Here is a 14,054-nt window from a genome sequence, read left to right on the forward strand (position 1 = left end):
CGCAGCGAAAGAGTCGGAGGGACGCCGTGGCGGGGCAAGAAGCAGCAGGGACGCGCGGCGGGGCACTCGCCGTGGTCGCGTCACGATCGGCCGCGGACCGCGACGCCCTGCGGGGCATCCTCGCGGACGGCGGGTACTCCTGCACGGCCGTCCGGACCGGAGAGGCGCTCCTCGAGGAGGTCCTCTCGACGCCACCCGACGTCCTGCTGGTGGACCTGCACACGGCCCTCGACTACGCCGGTTCCCTCGCGGGCGTCGTCGCGGAACATCCCGGGCTGGCCGGCATCCCCGCGATCCTCCTCCTCCCGGAGGGTGGTGCCGAAACCGTCCCCGGCCACCTCGCCGCCTACGTCACGGACGTCGTCTTCCGCCCCGTCGACGCCGGCGAGCTGCTGCACCGCACCGACGCCGTGATCTCCCGACGGCGGCGCACCCTCGCCCAGCGGGCGTCCTCGGCACGCCTGCGCGAGGAGATGCGCCGGATCTCGGCCCGGATCCGGGCCACGAACGATCCGGCGGTGATGGTGGACCAGTTCCTGCCCGCCGCCGGCGGCGCGCTCGGTGCCCGCCACCTCGCCCTGCAGGTGTTCGACGACGATCGCGTGTCCGCCCGCAGCAGCAGCTGGACGCCGGACGCCGGGACCTCGGCACCGTCCGTCGCCCTGCAGGGCATCGACCGGCCTGCAGCGCTCCGGCTCGCGCTCGGGCTGTGGGAGGACTCCACCACCGCCCGGTTCGGCACCGGGGCCGGGACCGGGACAGATGGCGTCGAGATACCCGCCTGGCTCGGCGACGCCCTCGGAGGGCGGACGGCGGAGGGGGTCGTGGCCGCCCTCGGCGAGGGGCACACGCCCTTCGGACTGCTGTGGATCATCCGGGAGGAGTCCCGGCCGGCCTGGTCGGGCGTGGAGGACTCCCTGACCCAGCACGTCCTCGGCAATCTCGCCCACGGCCTGATCCAGGCGCAGCTCATCACGCGTCAGCACGAGGCGGTCCGGAAGCTGCGGGCCCTCAACCAGGCGAAGAGCGATTTCGTCGGTACCGTCAACCACGAGCTGCGGACGCCGCTCGCGTCCATCGCCGGCTACCTCGAGATGATCAACGACGGCGTCGGCGGTGAACTGCCGCCGGAGGCGAGCACCATGCTGCAGGCCGTGGAACGCAACACCGCGAAGCTGAGCCGGCTGATCGACAACATCTCGGCCCTCTCGGCGCCCGAGACGGACGCGTCCGAGCACGGACCGGTCGACATCGTCCACCTCGTGTCGCAGGTCACCGGCCGGGCCGTCCTGGAGGCCGCGGCCGGCGGCATCACGCTGGAGGGCACCCTGCCGGAGCAGCCGCTGACCGTCTCGGGGCACCGGGAGCAGCTCGCGGACGCGCTCACCATCGTGCTGTCCAACGCCCTCAAGTTCACGCAGCGGGGCGGCAGCGTCGCCGTCGGCCTCGCGCACCGGCCCGACGACGGCGAGGTCGTCGTCGCGGTGCGGGACACCGGCATCGGCATACCGCCGGACGACCTGCCACGTCTGTTCGACTCGTTCCATCGCGGGTCCAACGCCAACCAGACGCTGCCGGGCGCCGGCGTCGGGCTGTCCCTCGCGAAGCGGACCCTCGAGGCGCACCGCGGGACTATCACGATCGAATCGTGCCTGGGGGTCGGCACGGCGGTCGTGATCACGCTACCGCTGCTGAGCCACGCTGCCGTAGGGTGACATGCTGGACAATCGACGACAAGGACCGCACATGACGCACGCCTCGGAGGGCATCCCCCTGCGCCAGCTGGACCTGGATACCCTGCTGCCGTATCTCGACCTGCATCTGATGGGCGCCATGAACGGCGTCCGGCTGTTCAAGGCCGCGCGCGTCTCCTGGGCGGGGACACCGTACGAGCAGGACTTCGAGCGCCTGCGGCAGGAGATCAGCGAGGAGCGGACCTTCCTCAAACGCCTGATCAAGTCGCTGGGGCACCGACCGGGCGTCGTCAAGATGGCCGCCGCACGGGCGATGTCCGTCGTGGCGGGGGTCGATCCCCTGAACCCGATGCGCCGCAAGGCCTCGGCGGGCGCCCAGCTGGAGCTCGAGGCCCTGCAGTCGCTGCTCAAGGGCAAGGAGGCGCTGTGGTCCACGCTCCTGGCCCTCTCGCCGGGAGCATCGGCGACGGCGGGGGACGCCGTCCTCAACCACCCGGTCCTCGTCCAGCTGCTCGAGGCGTCCAAGCGTCAGCAGGACACGGTGGCGCGGGTCATGACCGAGACGGCTCCGGCCCGCTTCCTGCGGTACTGATCCCGGGACGGAACACGTCGCCGCGCGCGGGGACGCGGTCCGGGCCACCGACCGCGCCCCGTCCTACGCCCCCGCAGGCTCCTCGTACTTCGGGAAGACCGGCGACGGCGCGGGCAGCACCGTACCGGGTTCGATCCGCCGGGCCAGCGCGCTGAACAGGCGGCGCTCGTCGTCGTCCGCCGTCCCCTGGCCGAGGGCCGTGAGGATCTGCCCGGCGCCGGCCGGCATGACCGGCTGCGCGAGGACGGCCACCACCCGGAGCACCTCGAGGGTCACGTAGAGGACCGTGTTCATGCGCTCGGGGTCCGTCTTCCGGAGGACCCACGGCTGCTGGTCGGCGAAGTACGCGTTGGTGTCGCCGAGGACCGCCCAGACGGCCTCGAGCGCCCGCGAGAACTCCTGCCGGTCGAACGCGGCACGGCTGGCGTCGAGCAGGGCGTGCGCCTGCTCGAGGATCCGCGTGTCGGCCGGGGCGAACTCACCCGGCCGCGGGACCGCGCCGCCGCAGTTCTTGGCGACCATGGACAGCGAACGCTGTGCCAGGTTGCCGAAGTTGTTGGCGAGGTCGGCGTTCATGCGTCCGACGACGGCCTCGTGGCTGTAGGAGCCGTCGGCGCCGAACGGCACCTCCCGGAGGAGGAAGAAGCGCACCTGGTCCAGGCCGTACTGCTCCACCCAGTCGGCCGGTGCCACCGTGTTGCCGAGCGATTTGGACATCTTCACGCCCTTGTTGTGCAGGAAGCCGTGGATCATGACGCGCCTGGGTACCTCGAGCCCCGCGGACAGGAGGAAGGCGGGCCAGTAGATGGCGTGGAAGCGCGAGATGTCCTTGCCGATCACGTGCACGTCCGCGGGCCAGAACTTCCGGAACTGCTCGGACCCCGTGTCGGGGAAACCGACGCCGGTCAGGTAGTTGGTGAGTGCGTCCACCCAGACGTACATGACGTGCCGGGGGTTGCCGGGGACCGGGACGCCCCAGTCGAACGTGGTGCGGCTGACGGAGAGGTCCTCGAGCCCGCGCCGCACGAAGGAGATGACCTCGTTGAAGCGGGGCTGCGGCGCGCCGAACTCCGGCTGCGCCTCGTAGAGGTCCAGCAGCCTCTGCTGGTAGGCCGAGAGACGGAAGAAGTAGCTCTCCTCCTCCGTCCAGGTGACCTCCGTGTCGGTCTCCTTCGCGTACCGGACGCCGTCCTCGCGGACCTCCGTCTCGTCCTCGCCCCAGAACGCCTCGTCGCGCACGGAGTACCAGCCGGCGTACTTGTCGAGGTAGATGTCCCCGTTCGCCTCCATGCGCTTCCAGATCTCGGTCGCCGCCGCATAGTGGTCCTCGTCGGTGGTCCGGATGAAGCGGTCGTAGGAGGTGCCGACGACGTCGTTCATGTCCCGGAAAGCCAGCGCGTTGCGTGTGGCGAGCTCGCGGACCGGGACGCCCTCGCGGTCGGCTGCCTGCTGCATCTTGAGGCCGTGCTCGTCGGTACCCGTGAGGTACATGACGTCGAACCCGTCGAGGCGCTTGAAGCGCGCCATGGCGTCGACGGCGATCGTCTCGTAGGCGTGCCCGATGTGCGGCACGCCGTTCGGGTAGGAGATGGCCGTGGTGATGTAGAACGGGGGCTTTGCGTCTGCGGAGGTCACCCTATGAAATTACCCCGGTCGGTGCGGATTCACCCAAGTGCGAAGGCGCGGAGGCCTTCAGGCCCGCCCCACGGCATCGTGCCCGAGCACGGCGTGGACGCCCCACGTCCGGTTGGCGATCTGCGTGACGCGGAGGTCGACCACCGCGCTGGCGAGGGCCAGCGCGGTCCTGCGCTCCAGGCCGTGCAGCTGCTGGAGCCAGGTGAGCATGGCTCCCAGTGCATCGGCCGTCGCCCGGTTCAGGTCGGCGTCGAAGCCGAAGGTGATGCGCGCGGTGGGCGTGACCGCATGGATGCTCGCCAGCGGCGCGTCCCGGACGACGTCGACGGTGATCGTCGTCGTCATGCCGCACTCGATGGCGGTGCCGCCCACCTCGCCGTCGCCCTGGGCGGCGTGGCCGTCGCCGAGGTGCAGCAGGGCGCCGGGCACCGTGACCGGGAGGAACAGGGTGGATCCGGCCGTCAGCTCGCGGCAGTCGATGTTGCCGCCGCCTGCCGTGCGTGGCGGGGTCGTCGAATGCTGCCCCGGCTCGGTCGGCGGCAGACCGACCACCCCGAGGAAGGGGGCGAGCCGGACGACGTGCCCGTACTGGTCGGTGCCCGTTCCTGCCGCCGCGTCGAGGTCCCACAGCAGCCAGGCGGGATCCGTGCCCTCGAGGCCGAGGCGGCGGGTGAAGTCGTCGTCGTGCCGCGCAGCCGCGGTCCACCCCCAGTCGGCGGTCTCCAGTGCCTCGAAGCGCACCCCCAGTACGTCGCCCGGGACGGCTCCGGCCACCTCGATCGGCCCGGTGAGGGCATGGCCCTGGCGGTCCGGGAACCGGTAGGGCGTCACGGCGCCGGGCGTCCGCTGGCGTTCGAGGTGTCCGCGAGCGTCGAGGGATCCGACGACGACGCGGTCGCCGGCCTCGATGCGCAGGACGGGCGGGGTGTCCCGCGAGAGGACCTGCGTCGCCGTCGCCTGCTCGGCGGGGAGGTGGTGGGTGGTCATGCGTGCCTCGGGTCCGGTGCCGGCCATCAGTCCTGCAGGTCCACCTCGCGGGCCACGGTGGCCCCGATCTCGGCACGGATCGCGTCGAGGACCTCCTGCGGCACGGAGCTGTCCACGGTGAGCAGGGACAGCGCCTCGCCGCCCTCCTTGTTCCGCGCCACCTGCATGCCGGCGATGTTGATGTCCCGTTCCCCGAGGAGCCGGCCGAGCGTCCCGATCACGCCGGGGCGGTCCGTGTAGAGCAGCACCAGGAGGTGGTCGCTGATGGGGATCTCCAGGTCGTAGCCGTTGACGCCCACGAGCTTCTCCACCTGCTTCGGCCCCGTGAGGGTACCCGCGACGGAGATCTGCGTGCCGTCGGACAGCGCCCCGCGGAGCCGCAGCACGTTGCGGTACTCCTCGGACTCCGGGGTGGTGACCAGCCGGGAGGTGATCCCGCGCTGCTGGGCGAGGACCGGCGCGTTGACGTAGGAGACCTGCTCCGAGACGACGTCCGTGAAGACACCCTTGAGCGCGGCGAGTTCCAGCGCCTTCACGTCGAGGGCCGCGATCTCGCCGGCCACCTCGATGTCGATCTGCGTGAGCGAGGCGTGGGTGAGCGCCGTGAAGATCCGGCCGAGCTTCTCCATGAGGGGGATGCCGGGGCGGACGGCGGGGTCGATGACGCCGCCGGCCACGTTGACGGCGTCGGGCACGAGTTCGCCGGCCAGGGCGAGCCGGACCGACTTCGCCACGGAGATGCCCGCCTTCTCCTGGGCCTCGGCCGTGGACGCCCCGAGGTGCGGGGTCACCACGACACTGTCGTGGGCGAAGAACGGGAGGTCGGTGCTCGGTTCGGCCACGAAGACGTCGACACCGGCGCCGGCGATCTGTCCCTGCTCGAGGGCGGTCTGGAGGGCCTGCTCGTCGACCAGGCCGCCGCGCGCCACGTTGACCACGTAGGCGGTGTCCTTCATGAGCGCGAAGGCCTCTGCGCCGAGCATCCCGACGGTCTCGGGTGTCTTCGGCATGTGGATGGTCACGAAGTCCGACTCGCGCAGCAACTCGTCGAGGGAGACGAGCCGCACGTTGAGCTGGGCGGCCCGCGCGGAGGTGACGTAGGGGTCGTACGCGAGGATCTGCGTGCCGAAGCCCTGCAGCCGCGCGGCGACGAGGGCGCCGATACGCCCGAGCCCGATGATGCCGATGTTCTTCTCGTACAGCTCCGTGCCCGAGTACTTCGAGCGTTTCCACTCCCCCGCCTTCAGGGCCGCGCTGGCCTGCGGGATGTTGCGTGCCAGGCTGAGGATGTGGCCGACCGTCAGCTCGGCCGCGGAGATGATGTTCGACGTCGGCGCGTTCACGACCATGACGCCGGCGTGCGTGGCCGCCTTGATGTCGACGTTGTCGAGCCCCACGCCGGCCCGCGCGATGACCTTGAGCCTCGGGGCGGCACGGATGGCCTCCTCGTCCATGCGGGTGGCCGAGCGCACCAGGACGGCGTCGACGTCCGCGAGGGCTGCGAGGAGCTGCGTGCGGTCGGCGCCGTCGGTGCTGCGGATCTCGAAATCGGGCCCGAGGGCGTCGACGGTGGCGGGTGAGAGTTCCTCGGCGAGGAGCACGACGGGCTTGGTGGTCACGGGGATTCCTTCGGAGACGGGAGGGGCGGGATCGGGGGACGGTCCGGGGAGGGCCGGACACACGTCCGGCAGGGCGCTCCGCTCATGCGCTCGTCGTCGAGCGCCGGGCACATGAGGGAGCGCCCTGCCGGGAGGGGTGGTGCTAGCGCGCCACGGAGCCTTCGGTGTAGTCGTCGCTCGTCTTGATCCAGGAGAAGAGCTTGCGGAGTTCGCGGCCCGTGCTCTCGATCGGGTGGTCCTCGCCCTTCTTGCGCAGCGCGGCGAACTCGGGGGCACCGGCGTCCTGGTCGTCGATGAAGCGCTTCGCGAAGGCGCCGCTCTGGATGTCCGCGAGGACGGCCTTCATGTTCTCCTTGACCTCCGGCGTGATGACGCGGGGGCCTGAGACGTAGTCGCCGTACTCGGCGGTGTCGGAGACGCTCCAGCGCTGCTTGGCGATGCCGCCCTCGACCATGAGGTCCACGATGAGCTTGAGCTCGTGCAGCACCTCGAAGTAGGCGACCTCGGGCTTGTAGCCCGCCTCGGTCAGCGTCTCGAAGCCGTACTGGACGAGCTGCGACGCGCCGCCGCACAGGACGGCCTGCTCGCCGAAGAGGTCGGTCTCGGTCTCCTCGGTGAAGGTCGTCTCGATGACGCCGGCCCGGGTGCCGCCGATGGCCTTCGCGTAGGACAGGGCGAGGTCGCGGGCCGAGCCCGAGGCGTCCTGCTCGACGGCGATGAGATCGGGGACGCCGCGCCCGGCCTCGAACTCGCGGCGCACGATGTGCCCGGGTCCCTTGGGTGCGACGAGGGCGACGTCGACGTCGGACGGCGGCTGGATGTAGCCGAAGCGGATGTTGAAGCCGTGGCCGAAGAACAGGGCGTCGCCGGCCTGCAGGTTCGGCGCGATGTCGTCCTTGTAGACGTGCCGCTGCACCTGGTCGGGGGTGAGGACCATGATGAGGTCGGCCTCGGCGGTGGCTTCGGCCACCGAGAGCACCCGGAGGCCCTCGGCCTCCGCCTTGGCGCGCGACGCCGATCCTTCCTTCAGGCCGACGCGCACGTCGACGCCGGAGTCCCGCAGGCTGAGCGCGTGGGCGTGGCCCTGGCTGCCGTAGCCGATGACGGCCACGGTGCGGCCCTGGATGATGGAAAGATCGGCGTCGTCGTCGTAGAACATCTCGGTCACGGGTATTTCTCCTTGGGGTGGATGGTGCTGGAAAGGGTCTGGGTGCGCTCAGGCGCTGCGGAGGGCGCGGTCGCTCATCGACTTCGCGCCGCGTCCGATGGCGAGGGTGCCGGACTGGACGATCTCGCGGATGCCGAACGGCTCGAGGACGGACTGGAGCGCCGAGAGCTTCTCGGGGGTGCCCGTCGCCTCGATGATCAGCGAGTCGATCGCCACGTCCACGACGGACGCGCGGAACAGGTCCGCGGCCTGGGTGACCTGGAGGCGCGTGGCGGCGTCGGCCCGCACCTTGATCAGGACGTGGTCGCGCTGCACCGACTGCTCGGTGGTCAGTTCGACGATCTTGAGGACGTTGATGAGCTTGTTCAGCTGCTTGGTGACCTGCTCGAGAAGATCGCCCTCGGCCTCGACGACGACGGTGATGCGGGACATGCCGGCGATCTCCGTCGGTCCCACCGCCAGCGAGTTGATGTTGAACGCGCGGCGGGCGAAGAGGCTGGCCACGCGCGTCAGCACGCCGGGGACGTCCTCGACGAGCACGGAGAGTGTGTGTCGTGCCATGGTCAGTCCTCCTGCTCCCAGGTCGGGGTCATGTTCCGGGCGATCTGGATGAGGTCGTTGCTGACGCCCGAGGGCACCATCGGCCACACCATGGAGTCCCGGCTCACGACGAAGTCGATGACCACGGGGCGGTCGTTGATGGCCAGCGCCTGCTGGATGGTCGCATCGATGTCCTCGTCGCGCTCGCAGCGCAGGCCCACGCAGCCGTAGGCGTCGGCGAGCTTCACGAAGTCCGGCACGCGGACGGTGTCGTGCCCGGTGTTGAGGTCGGTGTTCGAGTAGCGGCCCTCGTAGAACAGGGTCTGCCACTGCCGCACCATCCCCAGCGACGAGTTGTTGATGACGGCGACCTTGATGGGGATGTTGTTGATCACGCAGGTGGCGAGTTCCTGGTTGGTCATCTGGAAGCAGCCGTCGCCGTCGATCGCCCACACCACGCGGTCGGGGTTGCCGACCTTGGCGCCCATCGCGGCGGGCACCGAGTAGCCCATGGTGCCGAGGCCGCCGGAGTTCAGCCAGGCGTGCGGGCGTTCGTACCGGATGAACTGCGCGGCCCACATCTGGTGCTGCCCCACGCCGGAGACGAAGACGCCCTCGGGGCCCGTGAGCTCGCCGATGCGCTTGATGACCTGCTGCGGCGCGGAGAGGCCGTCGTCGGGCTGGGTGAAGCCCACGGGGTAGGTCTCGCGCAGGTGGTCGATGGTCCTCCACCAGGCCGAGATGTCGGGGCGGGCCTGCGCCTCGAAGGTGTCCCGCACCGCGGTGGTGAGCTCGGGGATGATCTCCTTGACGGAGCCGACGATGGGGACGTCCGCCGTGCGGTTCTTCGAGATCTCGGCGGGGTCGATGTCCGCGTGGATGACCTTGGCGTTGGGCGCGAAGCTGGACAGCACGCCGGTGACGCGGTCGTCGAAGCGGGCGCCGAGCGTGATGAGGAGGTCGGCCTGCTGCAGCGCCGTCACGGCGGACACGGATCCGTGCATGCCGGGCATGCCCACGTGCTGCTGGTGGGAGTCGGGGAAGACGCCGCGGGCCATGAGGGTGGTGACCACGGGGGCCCCGACCAGTTCCGCCAGCTCCTTCAGCTCCGCCGACGCGTGACCCTTGACGACGCCGCCGCCCACGTAGAAGACGGGCCGCTGGGAGGCGCCGATGAGGCGCGCGGCCTCGCGCACCTGCTTGGCGTGCCCCCGCACCACGGGCCGGTAGCCGGGGATGTCGACCTTCGGCGGCCAGGAGAACGTCATGCTGGCCTGCTGGGCGTCCTTGGCGACGTCCACCAGGACCGGGCCGGGGCGTCCCGTGGTCGCGATGTGGAACGCCTCGGCGAGGACGCGCGGGATGTCCTGCGCGTCGGTGACGAGGTAGGAGTGCTTCGTGATCGGCATGGTGATGCCGACGATGTCCGCCTCCTGGAAGGCGTCCGAGCCGATGAACGCGCTGGACACCTGACCGGTGATCGCGACCATGGGCACGGAGTCCATGTGGGCGTCGGCGATGGCGGTCACGAGGTTCGTGGCTCCGGGCCCCGACGTCGCGATGCACACGCCGGGCCGGCCGGTGACCATCGCGTACCCCTGGGCGGCGTGGCCGGCGCCCTGCTCGTGCCGCACGAGGATGTGGCGGAGCTTCGTGGATGCGAGCAGCGGGTCGTAGGTGGGGAGGATCGCCCCGCCGGGGAGCCCGAAGACGTCGTCGACGCCGAGCTCCTCGAGGGACCGGACGATCGCCGCGGACCCGAGCATGCGGGTGGGCGCGACGACGTTGTTGGGGCCACGGACGGCGCTCGCCGGGGTGTCCCGGGCGGGTGCGGTGTCACGAGCGGGTGCTGCGGGAGGTGCTGGCCTTGCTGCCAACAGCGCGGGGCTGATGGGCGATCCCTTGGACATCTGACAACTTCCTTTGGAACGTACGCTGCACTGCTGCAGGTTGAACTGCGGACTTCCCTGCGCTGCTTCCCTGCCGACAGGTCGTGTCAACAAAAAAACCCCTCGGCCTTGTCGGGCTCTGCGAGGGGTTGCGCGTGACTGCAGTCGTCGGGTGGACGGGCTTCAGGCCACGCGCTGTATAAGGACGACGACTACGGGTTCGAGCTGCATACCTGTAGTTTCCACGCCCCCGCGAAAGGGTGTCAACCGCCCCTCGAGCGATCTCACATCGTGGACATGACGTCCAGTTAGTGGACATTAACCCGATGCTCCCCGCGCCGGGACGGGAGGAGCTCCCGTCCCGGCTGATCCTGCCTAGCCCGTGTACGCGCCCATGGACGCGGAGTGCACGAGCTTCGCGTATTTCGCCAGGACGCCCTTCGTGTAGCGGGCCGGGAGAGGCTCCCAGCCGACCCTGCGCTGCTCGAGCTCCGCCTCGTCGACGAGGAGGTCGAAGCTCTTCGCCGCGATGTCGACGCGGATGCGGTCGCCGTCGCGCACGAAGGCGATGGGACCACCGTCGACCGCCTCGGGCGCCACGTGCCCGATGCAAAGCCCCGTGGTGCCGCCGGAGAAACGCCCGTCGGTGAGCAGGAGCACGTCCTTGCCGAGTCCGGCGCCCTTGATGGCTCCGGTGATGGCGAGCATCTCGCGCATGCCGGGGCCGCCCTTGGGGCCTTCGTAGCGGATCACGAGGACGTCGCCGGCCCGGATCTCGCCGGCGTCGAGCGCATCGAGGGCGCCCTGCTCACGCTCGAACACGCGGGCCGTGCCCTCGAAGACGTCGGCGTCGAAGCCGGCGCTCTTCACGACGGCGCCCTCCGGAGCGAGCGAGCCGTGCAGGATGGTGATGCCACCGGTCTTGTGAAGCGGGTTGTCGAGCGCACGGAGGATCTTGCCGTCGAGGTCCGGCGGGTCGATCTCCGCGAGGTTCTCCGCGAGGGTCTTGCCGGTCACCGTGAGGCAGTCACCATGCAGCAGGCCTGCGTCCAGCAGCGCCTTCATGATGACCGGCACGCCGCCCACCTTGTCCACGTCGAACATGACGTAGCGGCCGAAGGGCTTGAGGTCGCCGAGGTGCGGGATCCGGTCGCCGATGCGCGTGAAGTCGTCGAGCGTGAGCTCCACCTCGGCCTCGCGGGCGATGGCTAGGAGGTGGAGGACGGCATTGGTCGAGCCCCCGAACGCCATGGTGACCGCGATGGCGTTCTCGAACGCCTTCTTCGTCATGATGTCGCGGGCCGTGATACCGAGGCGCAGCAGGTTCACGACCGCCTCGCCGGACTTCCGCGCGTACATGTCGCGGCGTCGGTCGACCGAGGGGGGAGCTGCCGAGCCGGGCAGGGACATCCCGAGGGCCTCGCCGATGCACGCCATCGTGTTCGCCGTGTACATGCCGCCGCAGGCACCCTCACCGGGGCAGACGGCGCGTTCGATGCTGTCGAGGTCCTTCAGGCTCATCTTCCCGGCGGCGCAGGCGCCGACCGCCTCGAAGGCGTCGATGAGGGTGACCTCCTTCTCGGTGCCGTCCTCGAGCTTCGCGAACCCCGGCATGATCGTTCCCGCGTACAGGAACACGGAGGCGAGGTCGAGGCGGGCCGCCGCCATGAGCATGCCCGGAAGGGACTTGTCGCAGCCGGCGAGGAGCACGGAACCGTCGATGCGTTCGGCCTGCATCACCGTCTCCACCGAATCCGCGATGACCTCACGGGAGACGAGCGAGAAGTGCATCCCCTCATGGCCCATCGAGATGCCGTCCGACACGGAGATCGTGCCGAACTGCATGGGGAACCCTCCCCCGTCATGCACGCCCTCCTTGGCTCCCTGCGCCAGGCGGTTGAGGGACAGGTTGCAGGGGGTGATCTCGTTCCAGGAGCTCGCGACGCCGATCTGGGGTTTGGCGAAGTCGTCGTCGCCCATGCCGACGGCACGCAACATCCCGCGGGACGGTGCCGCATGGATGCCGTCCGTGACGACGCGGCTTCTGGGCTTGATGTCTGGAGTTGTTTCCACGGTCATGCCTGAAGTCTAGGCCCGGGTAACAGGACGGTTTCGCCATGTGACCCGCCTGTTACAGGCAGGTACGCGCCCGGCCGGCGGGGAGCCGGGGCGTCGGAGCGGTCCTCGTGCGGGAGGGCCGCCCTCCGGTACAGTGTGGGTCTCGCGGGCGATTCCTCAGGCCCGCCGGCGGCGCGCACCGCGGGCGGGAGAACCCCCGGGCACCCGGGCCGACGGCCCCCTACCGCAACGGCGTGATATGACCCCCGATGAGCCGCACGACTCCAGCAGGCCGCTCGACGGCGGCCAGGGGCTGAAGAACGCCCTGCGCCGCGTCTTCGACGCGCAGATCCCGAACTACGGCGACTACAACCTGGTGTTCGCGGCGCGGCACGCACGCGAGGTCCGCGCCGCCGCCCCGGGCACGGCCTACGTGGTGGGCTACCGCTGGAAGCCCGCCGAACTCATGATCGCGCCGGTGGACCTCGCGGGGATCACGGGTGCGGGGGTACCGGTCGAGGTCAACATGACGAACCTCGCGCATGCGCTGCAGTGGGACGAGGACGGCAGCTACGAGGTGGGCACCAGCACCGGGCGGGTCTTCCGCTTCGCGGTCACCGCCGATCCCGTGCTCGACATCGGTCCGGGGACGCCGCTGCGGCTCGGGCAGGAGGAGGACGCCGAGGACTTCACGTCCTTCATGGATGCGTTCATCGCCATGTCCTGACCCCGGACCTGCCGCCCGGACCGGGACCGGTCGTCGGGCCTCGCCGGTCGGGGCCGGGAGCCGCCCGGTGCGCGGCTACGCCCAGGGACCGCGCCGCACGAGGTTGGCGGGCTCCTCGCCGTTGCCCATCCGCTCGATCTGGCGCCGGAGCAGCGCGAGGATCCGGGGCGGGAACGCACCCGTGTTGCCTCCGACGTGCGGCGTGATGAGGACGCCGGGAGCTCCCCAGAGCGGATGGTCCGCGGGCAGCGGCTCCGGATCGACGACGTCGAGCGCCGCCCTCAGCCTCCCTGCCAGGACCTCCCGGGTGAGCGCGTCGGTGTCGACGACGGCCCCGCGGGCCACGTTCACGACGAGCGCGCCGTCGGGCAGCGCGGCGAGCACGTCACGACCGATGAGTCCCCGCGTCGCGTCCGTGAGCGGCGTGATCACGATGACGACGTCGTGGCGTGGCGCGAGCTCCACGAGCTCGCTGCTCCCGTGGATGTGCCCCAGGTCGTCGTCGCGCGCCGAGCTCCCGACCCTCGTCACCTCCGCCTCGAACGTCGCCAGGCGCTTGCGGATCTCCTCCCCGATGCCGCCGACGCCGACGAGCAGCACGCGGCGGTCTGCGAGGCCCGGGTAGCGGGCACTGAGCCAGCGACCCTCGGCCTGCTGCCGGACGGCGTCGTCGATGCCCCGCAGGGACGCCAGCGCGAGGCCGACGGCGAGTTCGGCGGTCGCCGCGGCATGGACGCCCGCGGCGGTGGCGATGGCGACGTCGGGACCCACGAGGTCCGCGACGCCGTCGTAGCCGGTGGACTGGGTCTGCACGAGGCGCAGGTTCGGGGCGGCGTCCAGCGCCCCGCCGAGGTGGGCGCGGCCCGTGTAGGGCAGGACGGCGGCGTCGAGCGTCGCCGGGTCGAAGCCCTCGGGCGGGGTCGCGAAGTCCCAGAGGACCACCTCGACCGCCGGGGAGGCGTCGGCGAGAGCATCGCGCAGGTCGGCGGACGGCACGCTCAGGGTGCGGACGGTCCGGGTGTCGGAGGCTGCGGCGGGATTCGTCATGGCGCCAGCCTAGAGGGACCGGCGCGGCGCCGCCCTCCCGCCCCGGCGCCTTCCCGCTGCACATCGGAAGGGGTGGACACCTCCGGGGCCCCGCCCTA

11 protein-coding genes are annotated in these 14,054 nt (G+C 70.8%); 3 read left to right on the forward strand and 8 right to left on the reverse strand.

Translation table 11 applies throughout. The features are described 5' to 3' along the window. The first annotated feature begins 26 nt into the window (after positions 1 to 26). Both CXQ97_RS00670 and CXQ97_RS00675 read left to right on the forward strand, forming a co-directional pair. The gene (locus CXQ97_RS00670; RefSeq protein ID WP_146069545.1) at positions 27 to 1,715 is read left to right on the forward strand and encodes an ATP-binding protein; all 1,689 of its coding nucleotides are present in this window, start codon (positions 27 to 29) and stop codon (positions 1,713 to 1,715) included. 31 nt (positions 1,716 to 1,746) lie between these two features. After that, the gene (locus CXQ97_RS00675) at positions 1,747 to 2,286 is read left to right on the forward strand and encodes a hypothetical protein (protein ID WP_104178931.1); all 540 of its coding nucleotides are present in this window, start codon (positions 1,747 to 1,749) and stop codon (positions 2,284 to 2,286) included. 63 nt (positions 2,287 to 2,349) lie between these two features. Here the strand turns inward: CXQ97_RS00675 and metG are convergent, their stop codons facing one another. From metG to ilvD, 7 genes are all read right to left on the reverse strand, one after another. Further along, the gene (gene metG / locus CXQ97_RS00680) at positions 2,350 to 3,921 is read right to left on the reverse strand and encodes a methionine--tRNA ligase (protein ID WP_104178932.1); all 1,572 of its coding nucleotides are present in this window, start codon (positions 3,919 to 3,921) and stop codon (positions 2,350 to 2,352) included. 57 nt (positions 3,922 to 3,978) lie between these two features. After that, entirely contained in the window at positions 3,979 to 4,935 is a 957-nt protein-coding gene (locus CXQ97_RS00685; RefSeq protein ID WP_258062108.1) for an acetamidase/formamidase family protein, read from the reverse strand. After that, positions 4,935 to 6,527, reverse strand: coding sequence for a phosphoglycerate dehydrogenase (serA, locus tag CXQ97_RS00690; protein ID WP_104178933.1), 1,593 nt, complete (start codon positions 6,525 to 6,527; stop codon positions 4,935 to 4,937). Before serA ends, CXQ97_RS00685 begins: the two co-directional genes overlap by 1 nt. Positions 6,528 to 6,669: 142 nt before the next feature. Next, entirely contained in the window at positions 6,670 to 7,695 is a 1,026-nt protein-coding gene (ilvC, locus tag CXQ97_RS00695) for a ketol-acid reductoisomerase (protein ID WP_104178934.1), read from the reverse strand. A 48-nt stretch (positions 7,696 to 7,743) separates the two neighbouring features. Beyond that, positions 7,744 to 8,256, reverse strand: coding sequence for an acetolactate synthase small subunit (gene ilvN / locus CXQ97_RS00700; protein ID WP_104178935.1), 513 nt, complete (start codon positions 8,254 to 8,256; stop codon positions 7,744 to 7,746). 2 nt (positions 8,257 to 8,258) lie between these two features. Then, positions 8,259 to 10,145, reverse strand: a complete 1,887-nt coding sequence (locus CXQ97_RS00705; RefSeq protein WP_104178936.1) for an acetolactate synthase large subunit — start codon at positions 10,143 to 10,145, stop codon at positions 8,259 to 8,261. 354 nt (positions 10,146 to 10,499) lie between these two features. Beyond that, positions 10,500 to 12,203 (reverse strand): dihydroxy-acid dehydratase, encoded by a 1,704-nt coding sequence (gene ilvD, locus CXQ97_RS00710; RefSeq protein ID WP_104178937.1) that lies wholly within the window; start codon positions 12,201 to 12,203, stop codon positions 10,500 to 10,502. Positions 12,204 to 12,441: 238 nt separating this feature from the next. Here ilvD and CXQ97_RS00715 point away from each other — a divergent pair, with 238 nt between their 5' ends. Continuing rightward, entirely contained in the window at positions 12,442 to 12,909 is a 468-nt protein-coding gene (locus CXQ97_RS00715; RefSeq protein WP_104178938.1) for a hypothetical protein, read from the forward strand. Positions 12,910 to 12,984: 75 nt separating this feature from the next. Here CXQ97_RS00715 and CXQ97_RS00720 read toward each other — a convergent pair whose 3' ends face one another. Then, positions 12,985 to 13,956, reverse strand: a complete 972-nt coding sequence (locus tag CXQ97_RS00720) for a 2-hydroxyacid dehydrogenase (protein ID WP_104178939.1) — start codon at positions 13,954 to 13,956, stop codon at positions 12,985 to 12,987. Between the last annotated feature and the right edge of the window lie 98 nt (positions 13,957 to 14,054).

Origin of the sequence: Arthrobacter sp. B0490, assembly GCF_002929355.1 — a bacterium.
Taxonomy (GTDB): domain Bacteria; phylum Actinomycetota; class Actinomycetes; order Actinomycetales; family Micrococcaceae; genus Arthrobacter_D.